Raw genomic sequence first — 15,694 nt, forward strand, 5'->3', positions numbered from 1 at the left:
GTGCGACCTGTTGCCTGCGAACTACATAAGCAGGCGTTCTTTAGCTCGGGCTAACGAATAACTATCTGTCTGGTGCAGAGTTCAATTCTCTGCCGCCCTGATGAGCGGGCGAAAACGCTTTCCCCATCTGCCCGACGTGGCAAACCGGGCGGGTGAAGCGGGAAAGAACGCGGGTACGTCGGAGACTGGCCGGCCATCCCCGCAAGTGTGAAAGCATGCGCAAGAATTCTGAATCCACTACTCATCGTTACGTTGACCAAGCTTAGCCAGTATGAGAAGCTTGCCCAAAAGGGACTGGTTGTCGAGCGGTGGTAATGCGTTTCCGACCACCGCTGCTCATTCGCAGCACAACCCGGTGACTGAGTGGGGCGCTACCCTTTCGTGAAACAGACAGATGGAACAGGGAAACCACGGAACGGCTCTGCTTCGGCAGTGGGCAGCCAGCTACACGCCGGCCCGTGGCAGGATGGCGCAAGAAGCCAACGCCGCCGGGAAAGCCGGCGGATATGCCCACTTGCGCCCGTTGTGTATCGGTACATGTAGCCAGTAGCAGTCAAGACGATGGACACTGCCTCCCCGCAGATGGATGAATGGAAGGCCCTGCCCTGGAAGAAACTCCAGCGTACGGTCTTCAGACTGCAAAAACGCATTTACCAGGCCAGCCTCCGGGGGGATTCCCGCCAGGTGCGCCAACTCCAAAAACTCTTGAGTAAATCCCGGGCGGCCAAGCTCCTGGCCGTTCGCAAAGTCACCCAGGACAACCAAGGCAAACGCACGGCCGGCATCGACGGGGTGAAGTCGCTCACCGACACACAGCGCTTGCGGCTCAGCCGTCGGCTCTGGTTCCGGTGCGCGGCCAAGCCCTTGCGCCGGGTCTGGATTCCGAAGCCGGGTTCTACCGAAAAGCGCCCGTTGGGCATTCCCGTCATGCACGACCGGGCCTTGCAGGCCCTGGTCAAGCTGGCGCTGGAACCCGAGTGGGAAGCCCGGTTCGAGCCCAACAGCTACGGTTTCCGGCCCGGCCGGTCGGCGCACGACGCCATTGGGGCCATCTACAACTGCATCAACCAGCGGGCGAAGTGGGTGCTGGACGCCGACATCGAGAAGTGTTTTGACCGCATCGACCACGAACGGCTTTTAGCCAAAGTGGCCATCATGCCCCTGTTCCGGCGCCTGCTGAAAGGCTGGTTGCGGGCCGGGGTACTGGACGGCGACGTGTTTCAGCCCGTCGAAGCCGGCACCCCGCAAGGCGGTGTCATTTCGCCGCTGCTGGCCAACATCGCCCTCCATGGCATGGAAACGGTCATCCAGACGCACTTCCGGCAACGGCGCATCAGCCGCACCCGCCTGAGTCCCAAAGCAACCCTGATCCGCTACGCCGACGACTTCGTGGTCCTGCACGAAGACCGACACGTCGTTGAAGCCTGTCGGGAGGTGCTGGCGGACTGGCTGGCGCAGCTGGGACTGGCCATGAAATCGGCCAAAACGCGCGTGGTGCACACCCTGCACCACACGCCGCAGCACCCGGCCGGCTTCGATTTCCTGGGCATGACGGTCCGGCAATTCCCGGTGGGACGTACCCACACAGGGAAGAGCCCACGGGGCATCCCGCTAGGATACAAGACGATCATCAAGCCCTCCCGTACCGCGCAGCAGCGCCACGACCGCCGGTTAGGCGAAATCGTGTACCGGCAGCGCGGCTCGCCCCAGGCCGCCCTCATCCGGGAACTGAACCCGGTGATACGCGGCTGGTGCGCCTACTACGCGGGCGTGGTGGCCAAAGACGTCTTCTCCCGGCTGGATTACACCCTGCACCACAAGCTGCGTCGCTGGGCCACCCGTCGGCACAGCGGCAAGCACAAACGCCGTATCGTCCACAAATACTGGCGGCTAGAGCAGGGCAGCTGGAAATTCGACACGCCGCAGGGCGTGCGGCTGCACACGCATAGCCTCACCCGTATCAAACGACACGTCAAGGTGGCGGGCAGCCGCTCCCCCTTCGACGGCCGGTGGGTGTACTGGGGCGCCCGCCTGCGGGACTACCACGGCTTGAGCCGACGCACGTGTGCGCTGCTGAAGCAACAGGCCGGGCGTTGCGGGTGGTGCAAGCTCTACTTTACGGACACGGATATACTCGAACAGGACCACCGCGTACCCCGAATACGCGGCGGGAAGGAGGAGTTGGCGAATCTGCAACTGCTGCACCGGCACTGTCACGACCAGAAGACGAAGCAGGACGGCAGTATGGCAGCTCGCGGTAGCGGTACACAACGAGGAGCCGTGTGAGGTGAAAGTCTCATGCACGGTTCTGAAGTGGCAGCCGGGGGAGCGATTCCCCGGCTGACCATAACATCGTGAGCCTGACCGACGAGAGCAAGGCCCTGGGCCTGCGCCGCGGCGACCCGTACTTTCAGATTCGCGCCATCCTGCAGCAGCACGGCGGGCGGGCCTTTTCCTCAAACTATCCGCTGTACGGGTCGATGAGCGAACGGGTCTCGCTGTTTTTGGCGTCCCAGGTGCCCGAAATTGAGGTTTACTCCATTGACGAGTGCTTTCTCAACCTGCACGGCATGCAGCGCTGGCTGGAGCCGGATTTGGTGGCCTTCGCCCAGCGGCTGCGCGCCGGCGTGCTGAAGCGCACCCACATTCCGACGTGCATTGGCATTGCCCCGACCAAGACCCTGGCCAAGGTCGCCAACCGTTTGGCCAAAAAGCGGCCGGAGCTGCAGGGCGTGCTGTGCCTCGACTCACCGGCGCGGCGGCAGTGGGCCCTGGCGCAGCTGCCGGCCGAGGACGTGTGGGGCGTCGGCGGGCGTTACGCGCAGCTGCTGGCCAGCCACGGCATCGCGACGGCCGCCGAGTTGGCGGCGGTGCCCGAGAGCTGGGCCCGCAAGCACCTGGGCGGTGTCGTGGGCGTGCGCCTGGTGCGCGAGCTGCAGGGGCATTCGTGTTTGGGCATCATGCCGAGCGAGGATGGTACGCTAGCCCGGCGCAGTATATGCCATTCCCGCAGCTTCGGCCGGCCGCTACGGGCCCAGGCCGACGTGCTCGGCGCCGTGGCGGCCTTCACGTCCCGCGCGGCGGAGAAGCTACGCCGGCAGCAGGACGGCGCCCGGCTGTTGACCGTGTTTTTGAGCTGGAGCCGCTTCGACGGCTCCCCGCCCCCTTACTCCGCGTCCGCCGTGGTTGCGTTGCCCATGGCCACGAGCGATACGCTGGCCCTGGTGCGCGTCGCCCGGCAACTGGTGCAGCAGTTGTGGCGCCCAGGCACGGCCTACACCAAAGCCGGGGTAGTGCTCGACGGCATGGAGCCCGCCGGCCAGCAGCAGCTGAGCTTGTTCGCGCAGCCGGCCAAACTGCCGGAGCACCCGCGCCTGATGCAGTGCCTCGACCAACTCAACGCGCGTTATGGGTCCAACACCGTGCAGGTGGCTACCTGCGCCAGCCAGCCCGGGCGGCCCCGGCCCTGGCTGGGCAAGTCGGCGATGTGCTCCCCAGCGTATACCACGCGCTTCGAGGAACTGCTGACGGTTCGCTCCTGATCAGGAGTCTGCTTGAAGCCAATCCGTGGTCGCGCCCTCTCGTCCTGGAAGGTAGCAGCCGCAAAGCCGTGCAGGCCCTGAAAAGTGGGGGCAGGAAGTTTCTGTAGCCAGCGCTCCTGTATGGGGTTGAGTAAGAATGCCGCCCGTAGCGGCGTTTCCCGGTCATAGCAGGCTATAGCAGGGAACTTGATGGTGTAGACCCAGTCCACCTCGTTGGCAACGGTATTGTTTCCTGCGCGCAAATCCACCAGCAACCGGCGTACCCCAACCGGACTTACATGCCAGTCAAAATCATCAAACAAGGTGCCTACGCTTTCATCACCAGCTTCCGCCGGCCAGCGAAATTTCAGCACTTTTTGGTCAGGGGTAAGCTCAAAAAAAGTAGGAGCAGGCATAACGCAGAACGCTAAATTTGGTGGACCAGGCCTCAGGCACCAGCGAGGAGCGCACCCAGTACAAACGGATGATGGCCGCCGCGCAGAAACGGCAACTCGACGCGGTGCTGGTCTGGCGCTACGACCGCTTCGCCCGCTCCACCCAGGCCTTGGTCAACGCGCTGAAGGAGTTCCAGAGCTTGGGCGGGGACTTCATCTCCTACCAGGAAAACATCGACACGACCACGCCCATGGGCGAGTTGGTGTTCCACGTCATGGCCTCGCTGGCCCAGTTTGAAAGCGCGCTCATCAGCCAGCGTGTGCGCGCTGGCATGGCACGGGCTAAGGCCCAGGGTAAGCACGTGGCCCGTCCACGTCTAGTGACCGCTAAACAGGAAGCAATTGCTCAACTACTGAGCGAAGGACTATCCATGAATCAGGTCAGCAAGCAGTTAGGCGTAGCGTATGGCACGGTATATAATTACGCCCAGAAGCTAAAAAATGCTTAAGGCGTGTACCACCTCTTCTGAAAGAAGAACATCGTGACTCGCCTCATTGCCGTGGAGTAATCCCAATCCCCACTTTATACTAGATGCACTCAGTTGCCAACGGATAATTTGCTAGTGTCTCCGCACAAAAATAAAGCCGATTATACTCAGTGTCACATTTAGGGTCCGTGCCACTTGTGATGCTCCAAACCTGGCTATAGAAAACTTTGATGCGGGATTTAATCTGGGGTTGATGCCGATTAAGCAGGATATCACAGGTAAGGGCGTCATCATCAACCTCCACGTTCCACACAACAGCTTGATGAAGATAAAGAACCGCTAGGTACCAAGTCCGTCCCTCCAATACATACGAGTGAGCTTTCACTATGTAATGATTAGCTGGGTCAGCAAGTCCGGTTACCAACTCTCGTAGGGCGATGCGTGAATGTGTGGAGGAAGTTGTCACTGGTGGTGCTTTGAGTGGGTGTGAGCAAAAAGCCGCAACGGCTCCTAAGCGGCATCCAAGATAAAATCGGCGGGTATCTGAAGCTTTTGATATAAGCGTCGGGCTAAGTCAAGATTAATTTGCCGTTTCCCCTTCAACACCTCATTGAGACGCGAAGGAGTGATTTCCAGAAGGGCTGCTAATTCCTTTTGCTTTAAGCGCCGACGAAACATTTCTATCTCAATGCGTCCGGCTATAGTTTGGGGAATTCCAGGGTGGAAATCCTGCGCCTTCTCGTAAGCATGAATAGCATCTTGCAGTGGTAATAGCGCAGCATTGTTAGCTGAATCTGCATCAATCAACGCATCAAATAGGCGCAAAGCCGCCAAGTATTCAGCTTCAGTGTGTAACGTCATGACCTAGTAGGTTAACAGTTGAGGCGTTCACTTTATAGTCGACAGGTGTGTGCTTAAGAATCGCATGTATATCATAGTAGTATCAAAATATATCGAGCGACTAAGCGCTAATGATTGGTCCGAATTGTTGACACATGAATGTCAGTTGCGACATAGAATCGGCCGTTGAATAACTAGTTCTGATATCTGACCAAGAGTGCCAAATAGCACTACCCACCCAGTGTACCAAACTGTCAGGGCTGTGGCAGCCCCCAGCAAGTTGTCCGCCGAAGTTCCGAAACTTTCGCTCGGTGAATATGATCATTACGCAAATCTACGTCGTTTGATTGCATTTTGCGGAATATAATTCCGGTTTTTGTAATCAATCTAGTATGTTTGCCTATCACGAATCACAAGGCGACGGCTATACCACATGGGCATTAGTCTCGCCTCATGCTCATGTGGTATAGCCGTCGCCTTGTGATTTCGTTAGTTCCAAACTCCCAATTGTGTACGATTTAACTCCTCAATTACCAGATACAGCAGTGAATACCTCATTATGGGGTGTTCTAGCTAACGATTGGCTTCCTCTGGAACAAGCGGCTGCTTTGCGTCATTGGTTGACGGAGACGCTACCAGCAGCTGCCCTGTCCCGGCCCGAGGAACTTCGGTTAGCTGTTTTTGTCAGAGTCCTTGCTGATTTAGCAGGACAGGGATGGCACTTCCACTCTTCCCGGCCAGGCCGCTTGAAGGCCTATCCACCAGATTCTACCCCGCGGACAGCCCAGCCGGGTTATGTTGCCCCGGCACCACTTGAAATCAAGCAGCATCTGCGCCAAGGGTTGGTTGCGCATCGCGACGAACAATTAGCAGACCCACTCAATCAGCGATTTATTCAGCGGATGGAGCGGGTGCGCTATCACGAAGGCCGGCGCGTGAGTGTTCGGCATTTATTAGCTGATCCCCAAGTATTAGCAAACGATATCGAGTCCGCTTTACGAGTTGCCGAGCCAAAAAGAACAGCCAGGCTCATGGAAGTTGTAAAGCCTTATCTTCAGTTAGTTACTGAGGATTTAGACGAGCATACTGGTTTGCGATTGCTGGACATCTGGCGGTACTGCCGCTATACGTGGAGTTTGCCTTTTAACACGCAACCTGGTAGGCGCATGTTCTACTTGGTTCGCGATGCCTCCAGGCTTAATCACCCGGTGATGGGAATTGCGGCTCTGGGCTCTGCAGTTGTACAAATCAGTTGCCGGGACGAATTTGTTGGATGGACTCTCTCCGCTTTGCGAGTTGCCCCTGACCCAATTGCCCGTCTACATGCGTTGCGAGCAGAATTGCGAAGGGCCATTGACGAAGTGTACTGTGACGATTTTCTGGCTGAGCAACTCATAACCCCTACAGACTTGGTTGCGCCGACCTTGGAGGTTGGCCTTCGTTTACGGGCTGCCGCTGCCCTTTTGCCAGTGGCTAACCGAGGGCAACACAAACTCAGTTCTAGTCTTGAGTGGGATGCCCGTACTGATTTATTCCGTCGCAAGCGAGCTGTGACACTAGCAGAGCTATTAAACGCGCTCTGCGAATTTGATAAGGCCGCACTACTCGATGAGAGCATACGATTAGAAAGCTTGTTTTCTTACAAAGAAGGTAAGAAGGCCTTAAGTATCGCGTTGCGCAGCATCAAGAAACGTCACGTCGCTGCTTCAATGATGGAGATTACCACTTGTGGAGCTATTCCCCCATACGGTGACCTGCTGGGTGGTAAACTGGTGTCTATGCTTATGGCCAGCCCGCAAGTGACAACTGAATACCGGCAGCGTTACCGCACTATGAGCAGTGTGATCGCGAGTCGAATGAGCGGAAAAGAGTTTGTTCGTCAGCCTGAACTGGTCTTGCTAGGTACAACCAGTCTCTATCACGTTGGTAGTAGTCAATACAATCGCATCAAGATTCCAACCGACAAAGGATCACTTAAATACATCGGTGTAGGCCGTACTGAAGGATTTGGGCATGTGCACCTATCCCAGCATGCCTACAACTTGATCCAAGAGATGCTGCGCCATGACCAGTCAGAACAGAGCTACACATTCGCGGCAGGAGTGAATTATAAGATGCGTAGCATTGCTTCTGCCCTAGCCATGTTGGGCCTGCAGCGTTTGCAGAATCATGCTAGTCCGCGCTTAGTATACGCCCTGCCCATTGCAACCAACTGGCAGCAATTCCTCCTGGGAATTGACAGTGCACCCACCTGGCACTTCGCTCAAGACAATCCTCAAGAAGGCACCCAGCAAATTATCGATTTTTGGAAGAGCCGATGGTTTGTCAAACGCGCTCAGCGTCCGGACATCCTGGCAAAGTTGAATTATAGTTCTGTACTGCCCTCCCTGGCACATTTTGGGGAGAGCAGCCCCCAGAGTAGAGACCCCAAACAAATCGCAATTTTTTTTTCGGCCGACCACGCATGTCCAGAATAGATTGGAAAGTCTTTGCCAGTCTCAATGATGGCAGAGCGAGCTACGCAGAACAGCTTGGGAAAGACGAATTAAAAACACTTCATATCCGGGACCCAGCCTTGGAGGGAGGCATTATTGCGCTGCTCAATAGAGGATGCAGGGTCTATCTCACGGGTAACCCTGGGGACGGAAAGACGCACCTGATTCAATACCTACGTAGCCTTCCTGAGTTTCCAGGCGAAACAGAACTGATACTTGATGCGAGCGCAACGAACAAAACGGAGTTAATCGGGCGGATTGAGCAAGCACAAATCACTGCCAAGCCGGCGCTCATCGCAATAAACGAAGGGCCACTCCGGGCACTAATTCCTGAGTTGCCTACTACGGACAAAGAGGCGCTAACGGCTCAATTAATGGGACGAACGAGCGAGGCAGAGGAGGTGGCTTTGATACCGCTGAACGCTCGGCCTACATTGGGCAAGATGTTCCTGGGAGCCCTAGACCATCTTCTCAATACCGTAGACCCTGATTCGGCGCCAGATATTGTGCAAGCAAACATCCGTGCGCTTCGGGAGCCCAGGGTGCAAGCCCGCTTAATCACGCTTCTGAAGTTGGTAGCACAAGGAGGTATTCAGCCTACTATGCACCAGTTGCTCGGATTATTAGCCAAAGCTGCGCTTGGGAAAGAAGATTATTACGATGCCCTTTTTCAGGTACCACGGACAGAAGCCAGTCCTCTCGACCGTGAATTAAAAGCATTGGACCCTGCAGACTTTGTACATGCGCATCATGATACCCATGGATTATGGGATGCCCCCCGTGAATTAGGAGTATGGTTAGCTAACCGAATGCCCAAACTTCCTAATTCGAACTTGCCCCGCGTGGAGCAGAAGCGGCATTTTCGGTCACTAAAACGCCAGTTTTTCTTTGAGAACACTCTTGGTGACGACTTGCTTTTAGGACTCCCGCGTGACCGACAAACGTTCTCGGACTTGCTGGCACAGATACAAACGCACCCGCTGCTGGCAGCAACCAATGTATGGCAGCAACTACGGCTCCTTACAGGTGCCCAGTCCGCGGATTCCGAAATATGGCCCCTCTACCAGACGCACCGTTACGATACCGACGCACCGGCGACGGCTGCCGTCGCCGGTGCTCTGCTGCGGGCCGACGATGTGACGGTTAGCGTTCCGGCTCTGCCGTCTCCCGCCGTCGATTTGATAACTGATTACGAACCGACCTTCCTAACTTTTACCCTACTAACGGAGCGTTGGCGGAATCGAGAACAACCTGTGCCGACCCTGCGCATTGATTTACCAGTTTGGCGCGAACTGAGCCGCGTGGCAGCAGGGATGCCAGCTGCATACGCCAGCGAGGAAGTTCAGCGGCGCGTGGGCGCTTTTCGCGCCGCCCTAACAACCGGCATTCCACCGACACCAGACCGCGTATGGATACTTAATCTTGAAACAGGGGCGGAAGACTCTGTTCGATTAGTACAATCGCCTGAAGGACAATTCACCTACTTATTTCCCGGCGGATGAGTTTATTCTCTACAACTGACAACTCGGTAACGAAGCCATTAAACCTATCCCGGGCAGCTCGGAATGCGGCCACTCAATTGTGGGGATTCGAACCGAACCGTGACATCAAGCCTGCTCATTTGGCTAATGGTTTCTTCAAAGAGCTATGGAAGAATTCTGTTCCAGAATGGGGGTTAGTCGGGGAGGTGTTTGCCGCTCACCCAGGGCGCAATGTGAAAGACCCGTTAACGGCGCAACACTTAAGGGAACTGCCTAACTTCCAACGGGCGGTTCATGGCCGAATGCCCCGACCGGTTGTGCTGGATGCGTGGCGTCAACGAATAGATGATGTCCTTTCGCAAGACGGTTCCTTCTATAGAAATGCGAGCGTCTCCACATTGCCGTTTACTCACTGGCGCCATTTAAGCACCGATCCTTCCGACCGGGGGGTGGGCAAATTGCTTGCTCGGTTGGTTGTTGATGAACATGATACGGCTCCAGCCCAATCACTTCGAAGCGCTCTTTGTCGCGAGGATGACCCCCTACATCGTTTGCTTCTTCCGCTGCTACGGACCCCGTCTAAGGACCAGCAGCATCCTGGGCCTTTCCCACAAGCGAGCCCTGAAGAGCGAGCATTGTTATCTCGTTCTCCTACACTCCAGGCCACGGTGAACCTCTTGCGTCATTTGGCCCTTGCGCCCTTGACCGGTACCGAACTGCTTACCCGATTTACAACCCTGGCGACCTTCGGCATTTGGTTACATCTACTTAATGGGAACTCGCCTGAGCCGGTGCCCCTGCTACTATGTGCCTCCACCCCAACAGAGGGAGCGAGGTCAGCCAGTCAACAGGCTTTAGCTCGTGCTGGAAGTCATCTGCAGGAGCGATTTACTGCGGCCCTCATGGAGGAGCTAAAGGGCATGGACATGCTATCCAAGGAGGAGTACATTGCCTGGGGCCAAGAGATTTATAAGGCCCCGAAAAAACCAAAGAAGGGCCAACAAGAACCTGATACCCCAAAACCTGATTTAGAAGCGCAGGCACGATACGAAGAGGATTTCGAGCAATTTCAACTCAGTGAAGATTCTCTATTTGCAGCTGCCTGTCGTGCCCTGAGCCCCCCTGCGTCTGAGCGCATTGCCCAAAAACAAGCCTCTGCCACTCCTCTTGATAGTGTAAATGACCTTGGCCGCCACCTAGGGCTGTACTGGCCCCGCCGACAAGGCGCCGGTGCCCGGTCTCTTAGGCCTACTGCTGCGCTTTACGATGCACTGGTGCCATCACTTTTGCCAGACAAGAAACCCGTGTCGTCTACGGAATTTTGGCGCTTGGCTTCCAGACAATTGGGATTGCTGAGTGGGGAAGGAGGTCCAGAAGATTTGGCCCGCTTGGCCCAGGCAAGTGTAAGTGGGGTAACGCTGGCTGATTTGAAACGCAACGCCCACGACATTCGCGAAGAATTGACTCGGCTAGGTTACGCCCGTACCTATGCCGATGATGTGACCATGATTGCTACTTCCTGGTAGCTACTACCCTCCTTTTATGCTTGATACTTCGCTGCTTCCGACTCTATCAGACCGCTTATTCCAGTTATTATTCGACTTCCTGCCGAGTTACGCGGCGGAAAGAGGTCCGTATACTGGACTGCTACTGGAAGGATTGCCGATCGGGGATTGGCTGCCTCAGTTGCTCGATAAATTGGCCGAAGACGAGCGTTGCTACATAACATTGGTTGGCTTCTCAAGTGCGGAAGAAAAGGTGCTGCTCAAAAACGCGGGGCCTCGGACCAACAGAGGAGTAGAGAAAGCCATTGACACGCGACACAATCGGCCAACTTCGTCTTGGCATCTTGTGGTGCTGCGAGGGGCCCGCGAACCCCGCATCCATTCGCTTACTCAACGGGGATACGGCATAATTGGCCCCGATGAGGTAGCCCGTTTCGGCGCGCAACAGCAAGTGGAGAATAGCCTAAACGAACCACATATTGCTTTCTGGCAATTTTTAGCCCAGCCAATCGGGGGAATATCACTTCCGTTGATTGGCATTCTGGAAATGCTGAACTACACGGCTGCTAGTTCTCATCCCGACCTTTACAATAGGCTTCCGTTACTGGACTTACTGCCCGATAAACCCCTTTTTCAACACGTTGATAAGATACCGAGTCGTTTGCATGAAAATGCGGCGCTCGTAGCCCGCCTACAGGAAAGGGAACATTCTGACCTGCGCCGAGCGTTTGAGATTTCGCGGCTTGAAAAAGACCCAAAGGAGGCAGCTGAATTGCGAACGGCTTATGCCGCATTTGCTCGCTTAAGGCCAGGGCAAGCAGTCAGGGACTGGGCTGACGCTATTCCTTTGGCCCGGGCACGTCAATTACTGCTCAGTCCACTTAACAGTAAGACCGGCCAGCCGCTTATCCCTCCTGCCGGCTCACTTTCTGTTCCACCTGGTGACCATACCCCGGGGTCCGATAATGAGGAGGAATCTGGCAATAATGGCGGTGATAATTTGGGAGACGGCACAGGCTCTCATCCAGAAGGCAGCCATGAGCCTGGTTACGGACCTGATGGTGCAGAGCCTACCTATGACGGCGATGATGATGACGTAAGCACGTTGAGGAGGCGGACTAGGGAGAAGGTGAATACCCGGCCTGCACGGCCGAAAATTGAAGCATCTCTAGATGAAGCAATTATCAGGCGGGCTGCCGAGATTTCTCCCGCTGAGTTACTGAAGGAGGCGACTCTATTGACGAAAGATTTGCGGCGCAGTTTGCGCAAATTTGCAGAAGGCAAATTGGCAAAATCCGTTTGGCTTCTACAAAGTCCTTCTTGTTATGTTGACCACCCGCATGAGCGAACCAGCGCTCGGGTAACACAGGCTTTTTGTGGACCTGATTTGCTGGGAGGACGCTTGGACCTTCCGGCAGCTATGTCCTTAACAATAGCAGCTCGGGCAGACTTAACCCCAGTTACAACAGATACTTTTGGCCTACCCTTCGGGCACAAACTTCGTCAGGCGTTAGCTGATTTAGCCCCATTGCTCACGCGGGGAGTAGACGCAGCTGCTTTACTGGGTAAATGGTTGGAAGCACGTGAATTGTTAGCCCGTGAGGCAGATCTGTTGACGGCGGCTCCACTGGCAGCGCTGTTAACCGACTCGGATCTGCGCGATGCAGCTCGTATGAGCCAAGACGCTTATCGGGAATTATGCCAAACGCTAGCGGACCACTATGATGTGCTTCGTCGCGAGGGCGCCGATGTTGTACTGCCTGATGTATTGAGGCTGGATACTGTAGAAGTAAGGTCAAGTGGAAAGGATGCCGGCTTAGGAGGATATGTCATGCTGGCTCCCTTGCATCCGTTGGTACTGTGGAAGTATGCTGAATTAGCAGATGTGCTGGAAGACAAAGCAAAAAAAGGGGCTGGTAAAAACCTGCACAATTTGCTGCCTGACTGGCCGGAATCAATGGTTGAGCCTCTGCGGGCAGTTGTCATCCCGGATGCATCGGGGCGAATACAACCGCTGGCTTTTGCTGGACGGTGCGGTACTTGGCCTGAGTACCAGCCAAGTGGTACCGTGCGTGAGCGCAGCAGTGGTGGGCTGCTAGTTGCTGCAGCCCACAAGTTGGCCTTGCTTTATCCGCCGGTATCGGATTCCCTGCGTTTAGTAGTGCATCATCCAACTCGCCTCGAAGGCTTTACTCGCGACATCAAAACGCTGTTGGCATCCAAACCACGACCAGAGAAACCTGTATTTCGAAACATTCACCTAACCTTAACTTATCCTCTTGGTAGTCAGCCATTCTCTCTGCCCATGGAGTGGGCGGGATGGCTGCGTGAAGGAGAACTAATTGTCGAACAAGCGGACAGAGGCGACCTGCGTCCAAGCGAGAAAGGAGCGCCTGCTCACTTGCTTCTTGTACCGGCCACCTTTCGCATCGACAATCTGCAAGTGGACCGTGAACCGAGTTCCCTCCATCCGTTGAGTTTACCGCGCCGCCTTAGGTACCAAACCTATCGCGAACGGCCCGTTTTGGAGCCTCGTAGTCAACAATCGGATGATGCCCACCGCTACCCATTTGGAGCATTTCATGACTTAGTGTCGCGCTTCGGCGGACGGCCCGACCAGGAAGCGTCTGGCATGCTCACACCCGAAGTTCCCCCGGAGCACCTTCCAACGGTTTTAACCGGAACAGTTTGGGCTATTCTCCCAGAACATCCTTATCCACTCAGTGATGAGCAGCTAGCGCTCAAGCACGATACCACGCTGCACGGCCAAATGGTTGTGACCGGCTACGGCCGACGTTTCCGCGACCGCGTGAAGTGGATGCTTGAGCAAATGGATTATGTGCCCAAACCAGACAAACTGACCGACCTTCTTCGGGACTTAGATGGAGTTGGCCAAACAGGACTATTCCATCTTATCAGTTCCAAGGACACCAGCGGGTTTTCCGACACGGCTTTAAAAGGCCAGTTTGGGTTAGCCGTGGCATTACGGTGGTACGAGCAGAATGTGGCTAAGACTCCTTACCACGTGGTATTGAGTTTGGATTCCGCATTAGCCCGACGCTGGCTATGTCAGCGAGACACCAATCAACGTACGGACTTGCTTGGCCTACGTTACGGCAGCGACGGGCAATGGCACGTTGATTTAATCGAAGTAAAAGCTTATGCGGTCGGTCCACACCCTGACAACGGGCCGGGCACACCCGGGGAGCAACTCCGCGCGATGGCCAAGGTTCTGTTACCCATTCTGCAGCAAACGGGAGGCGACTTGCTGACCGATTGCCGGCGCGAACTGTTGCGGGAGCAACTTTACTTGGAAGGGAAAGACTACCTGAAAGGTCCTGCTGACATAGAGCCGCGTTCGTGGGCCGAATGGGTGGACCAACTCGATGCGTTGCTGAACGGCACGCAAAAGGCCAAATTGAATCTCTTGCTGCTTGAGGTCAACTTAAACCGGAATGAAGATTCTGGTTTTGACATCATCCACGGAGACCCCCATGCCGCAGATGAAGCTCTACGGCGTGATCTTGAGTTCTGGCACATCAACCAGCCGGATATACAACTACTCGTCAGCGATTTGGTAACCCCAAGCCCGCCATCGGCTCCTCCATCATTTCCTCCATCCACACCGCCAGCCTCTCCAACCCAGCCGGCATCACCCGCCAGTACATTTGAAAAACCGCGTAAGTCGGATGCCGACGAAATAGAATTTATTTCGGCACCTAAACCTGTTCCTGCAGCAACTACAATTACGCCCCCCTTACCCACACCAGTACATGTTACTCAGCAGCCGGAAACCAAACCAGCACCTTCAAAGGCAATCCAGCAATTAGCACTTCGTTTGTACGAAGTCCTGCAGGATTTTCATCTCCCCCCTGCTGCATCTATCGACCCATATCAGGCGGATATTGGTCCCAGTATCATTCGGTTTAAAGTACGCCTAGAACGCAACCAGAAACTGCCACAACTCCAGGCTCGGGCCATCGATATGCAACGGGAATTAAGTTTAACGGTGGTACCTCGCATTGATAATTTGCCCGGTACAAGTTATGTAGCCGTTGAAATTCCACGACCAGACCCCCAAATTGCCCCCCTGTCTTCCATATTGAGGCACGGAACTCCCCCTGATTTGGGTCCGCTTCCCATCCCAGTAGGCGTAGCCCCCGACGGGCAAGTAAAATGGCTTAGTTTAGCTTCCCTACCTCATTTGTTGGTAGGAGGCACTTCTGGTTCGGGCAAGACCCGTTTTCTCTGGAGTTTGCTGCTCTCGTTGCGCCATCTCAGCCCAACTGGCTCGGTCGAGTGGGTGCTCATTGACCCCAAACAAACGGACTTTACGATCTTCAACAATTGGCCTGAAGTTCGGGGTGGGCGCGTGATTATTGAACCTGAGGAAGCGGTTGAAACATTGCAAGAACTATTGGCAACCGAACTTGTCAGTCGTACCAACCTGCTACGACAGTACGAGTGCGTTAACCTACTCGAGTACCGCGCCAAAGTTGAGGCTCCTCCGCTTCCCTACCTCGTGGTAGTAATAGACGAGTATGCTGACTTGGTAGAATCCTTGCCTAAGCGCGAGCGTGCGGGATTTGAGTTAGCTGTGGGCAGGCTGGCCCAACGTGCTCGGAATGTTGGCATTCACTTAGTTATTGCAACTCAACGTCCAGATAGCAAAATCATATCTGGCAACCTTAAAAACAACTTAGGTGGCCGTATTGCCTTCCAGTTGGCTTCGGGAGTAGACAGTCGGGTTGTCCTAGACCAAAACGGCGCCGAAAACCTGTTGGGGCAAGGGGATTTGTTGGTACGTCATGGTGGCGTATTGCAAAGGCTTCAAGGGTTCTTTGTAACTACTGATGAGTTGCGAAAAGAAAGAAGCGCCTGACATTCTAGAAAGCTAATGCAAAGACCCATGTATCGAAGAAATCATATTAATAATTCCTTCGATACATGGGTCTTTGGTGCTCTATTT

General features: G+C 55.2%; 8 protein-coding genes. 7 read left to right on the top strand and 1 reads right to left on the bottom strand.

All coding sequences use genetic code 11. The annotated features are described in order from the left end of the window. Nucleotides 1-561: 561 nt before the first annotated feature. The 3 genes from ltrA (at nt 562) to FDY95_RS22735 (ending at nt 4,425) form a co-directional block, all read left to right on the top strand. Nucleotides 562-2,286 carry a group II intron reverse transcriptase/maturase gene (ltrA, locus tag FDY95_RS22725; RefSeq protein ID WP_138081376.1) on the top strand — a complete coding sequence of 575 codons (1,725 nt, stop codon included), beginning with the start codon at nt 562-564 and terminating at the stop codon, nt 2,284-2,286. A 68-nt stretch (nt 2,287-2,354) separates the two neighbouring features. After that, entirely contained in the window at nt 2,355-3,542 is a 1,188-nt protein-coding gene (locus FDY95_RS22730) for a Y-family DNA polymerase (protein ID WP_138081379.1), read from the top strand. A 415-nt stretch (nt 3,543-3,957) separates the two neighbouring features. Further along, nucleotides 3,958-4,425, top strand: coding sequence for a recombinase family protein (locus FDY95_RS22735; RefSeq protein ID WP_246074115.1), 468 nt, complete (start codon nt 3,958-3,960; stop codon nt 4,423-4,425). A 489-nt stretch (nt 4,426-4,914) separates the two neighbouring features. Here the strand turns inward: FDY95_RS22735 and FDY95_RS22740 are convergent, their stop codons facing one another. After that, complete coding sequence (locus FDY95_RS22740) at nt 4,915-5,265, bottom strand: helix-turn-helix domain-containing protein (protein WP_138081385.1); 351 nt, start codon at nt 5,263-5,265, stop codon at nt 4,915-4,917. A 488-nt stretch (nt 5,266-5,753) separates the two neighbouring features. Here FDY95_RS22740 and FDY95_RS22745 point away from each other — a divergent pair, with 488 nt between their 5' ends. The 4 genes from FDY95_RS22745 (at nt 5,754) to FDY95_RS22760 (ending at nt 15,607) form a co-directional block, all read left to right on the top strand. Continuing rightward, on the top strand, nt 5,754-7,721 hold the full coding sequence (locus FDY95_RS22745; protein ID WP_138081388.1) for a Druantia anti-phage system protein DruA: 1,968 nt from the start codon (nt 5,754-5,756) through the stop codon (nt 7,719-7,721). Further along, nucleotides 7,709-9,241, top strand: a complete 1,533-nt coding sequence (locus FDY95_RS22750; protein WP_138081391.1) for a hypothetical protein — start codon at nt 7,709-7,711, stop codon at nt 9,239-9,241. The genes FDY95_RS22745 and FDY95_RS22750 overlap by 13 nt, the downstream gene beginning before the upstream one ends. Nucleotides 9,242-10,122: 881 nt before the next feature. Beyond that, nucleotides 10,123-10,746, top strand: coding sequence for a hypothetical protein (locus FDY95_RS22755; RefSeq protein ID WP_138081394.1), 624 nt, complete (start codon nt 10,123-10,125; stop codon nt 10,744-10,746). Nucleotides 10,747-10,762: 16 nt separating this feature from the next. After that, the gene (locus tag FDY95_RS22760; RefSeq protein WP_138081397.1) at nt 10,763-15,607 is read left to right on the top strand and encodes a DNA translocase FtsK; all 4,845 of its coding nucleotides are present in this window, start codon (nt 10,763-10,765) and stop codon (nt 15,605-15,607) included. Nucleotides 15,608-15,694 lie beyond the last annotated feature (87 nt).

This window comes from Hymenobacter jeollabukensis, assembly GCF_005771675.1.
GTDB lineage: Bacteria > Bacteroidota > Bacteroidia > Cytophagales > Hymenobacteraceae > Solirubrum > Solirubrum jeollabukense.

Coding starts and splice junctions, on each gene's coding strand:
- ltrA (WP_138081376.1), top strand. CDS start 562: ATGGACACTGCCTCCCCGCAGATGGATGAATGGAAGGCCCTGCCCTGG.
- FDY95_RS22740 (WP_138081385.1), bottom strand. CDS start 5,265: ATGACGTTACACACTGAAGCTGAATACTTGGCGGCTTTGCGCCTATTT.
- FDY95_RS22750 (WP_138081391.1), top strand. CDS start 7,709: ATGTCCAGAATAGATTGGAAAGTCTTTGCCAGTCTCAATGATGGCAGA.
- FDY95_RS22755 (WP_138081394.1), top strand. CDS start 10,123: ATGGAGGAGCTAAAGGGCATGGACATGCTATCCAAGGAGGAGTACATT.
- FDY95_RS22760 (WP_138081397.1), top strand. CDS start 10,763: ATGCTTGATACTTCGCTGCTTCCGACTCTATCAGACCGCTTATTCCAG.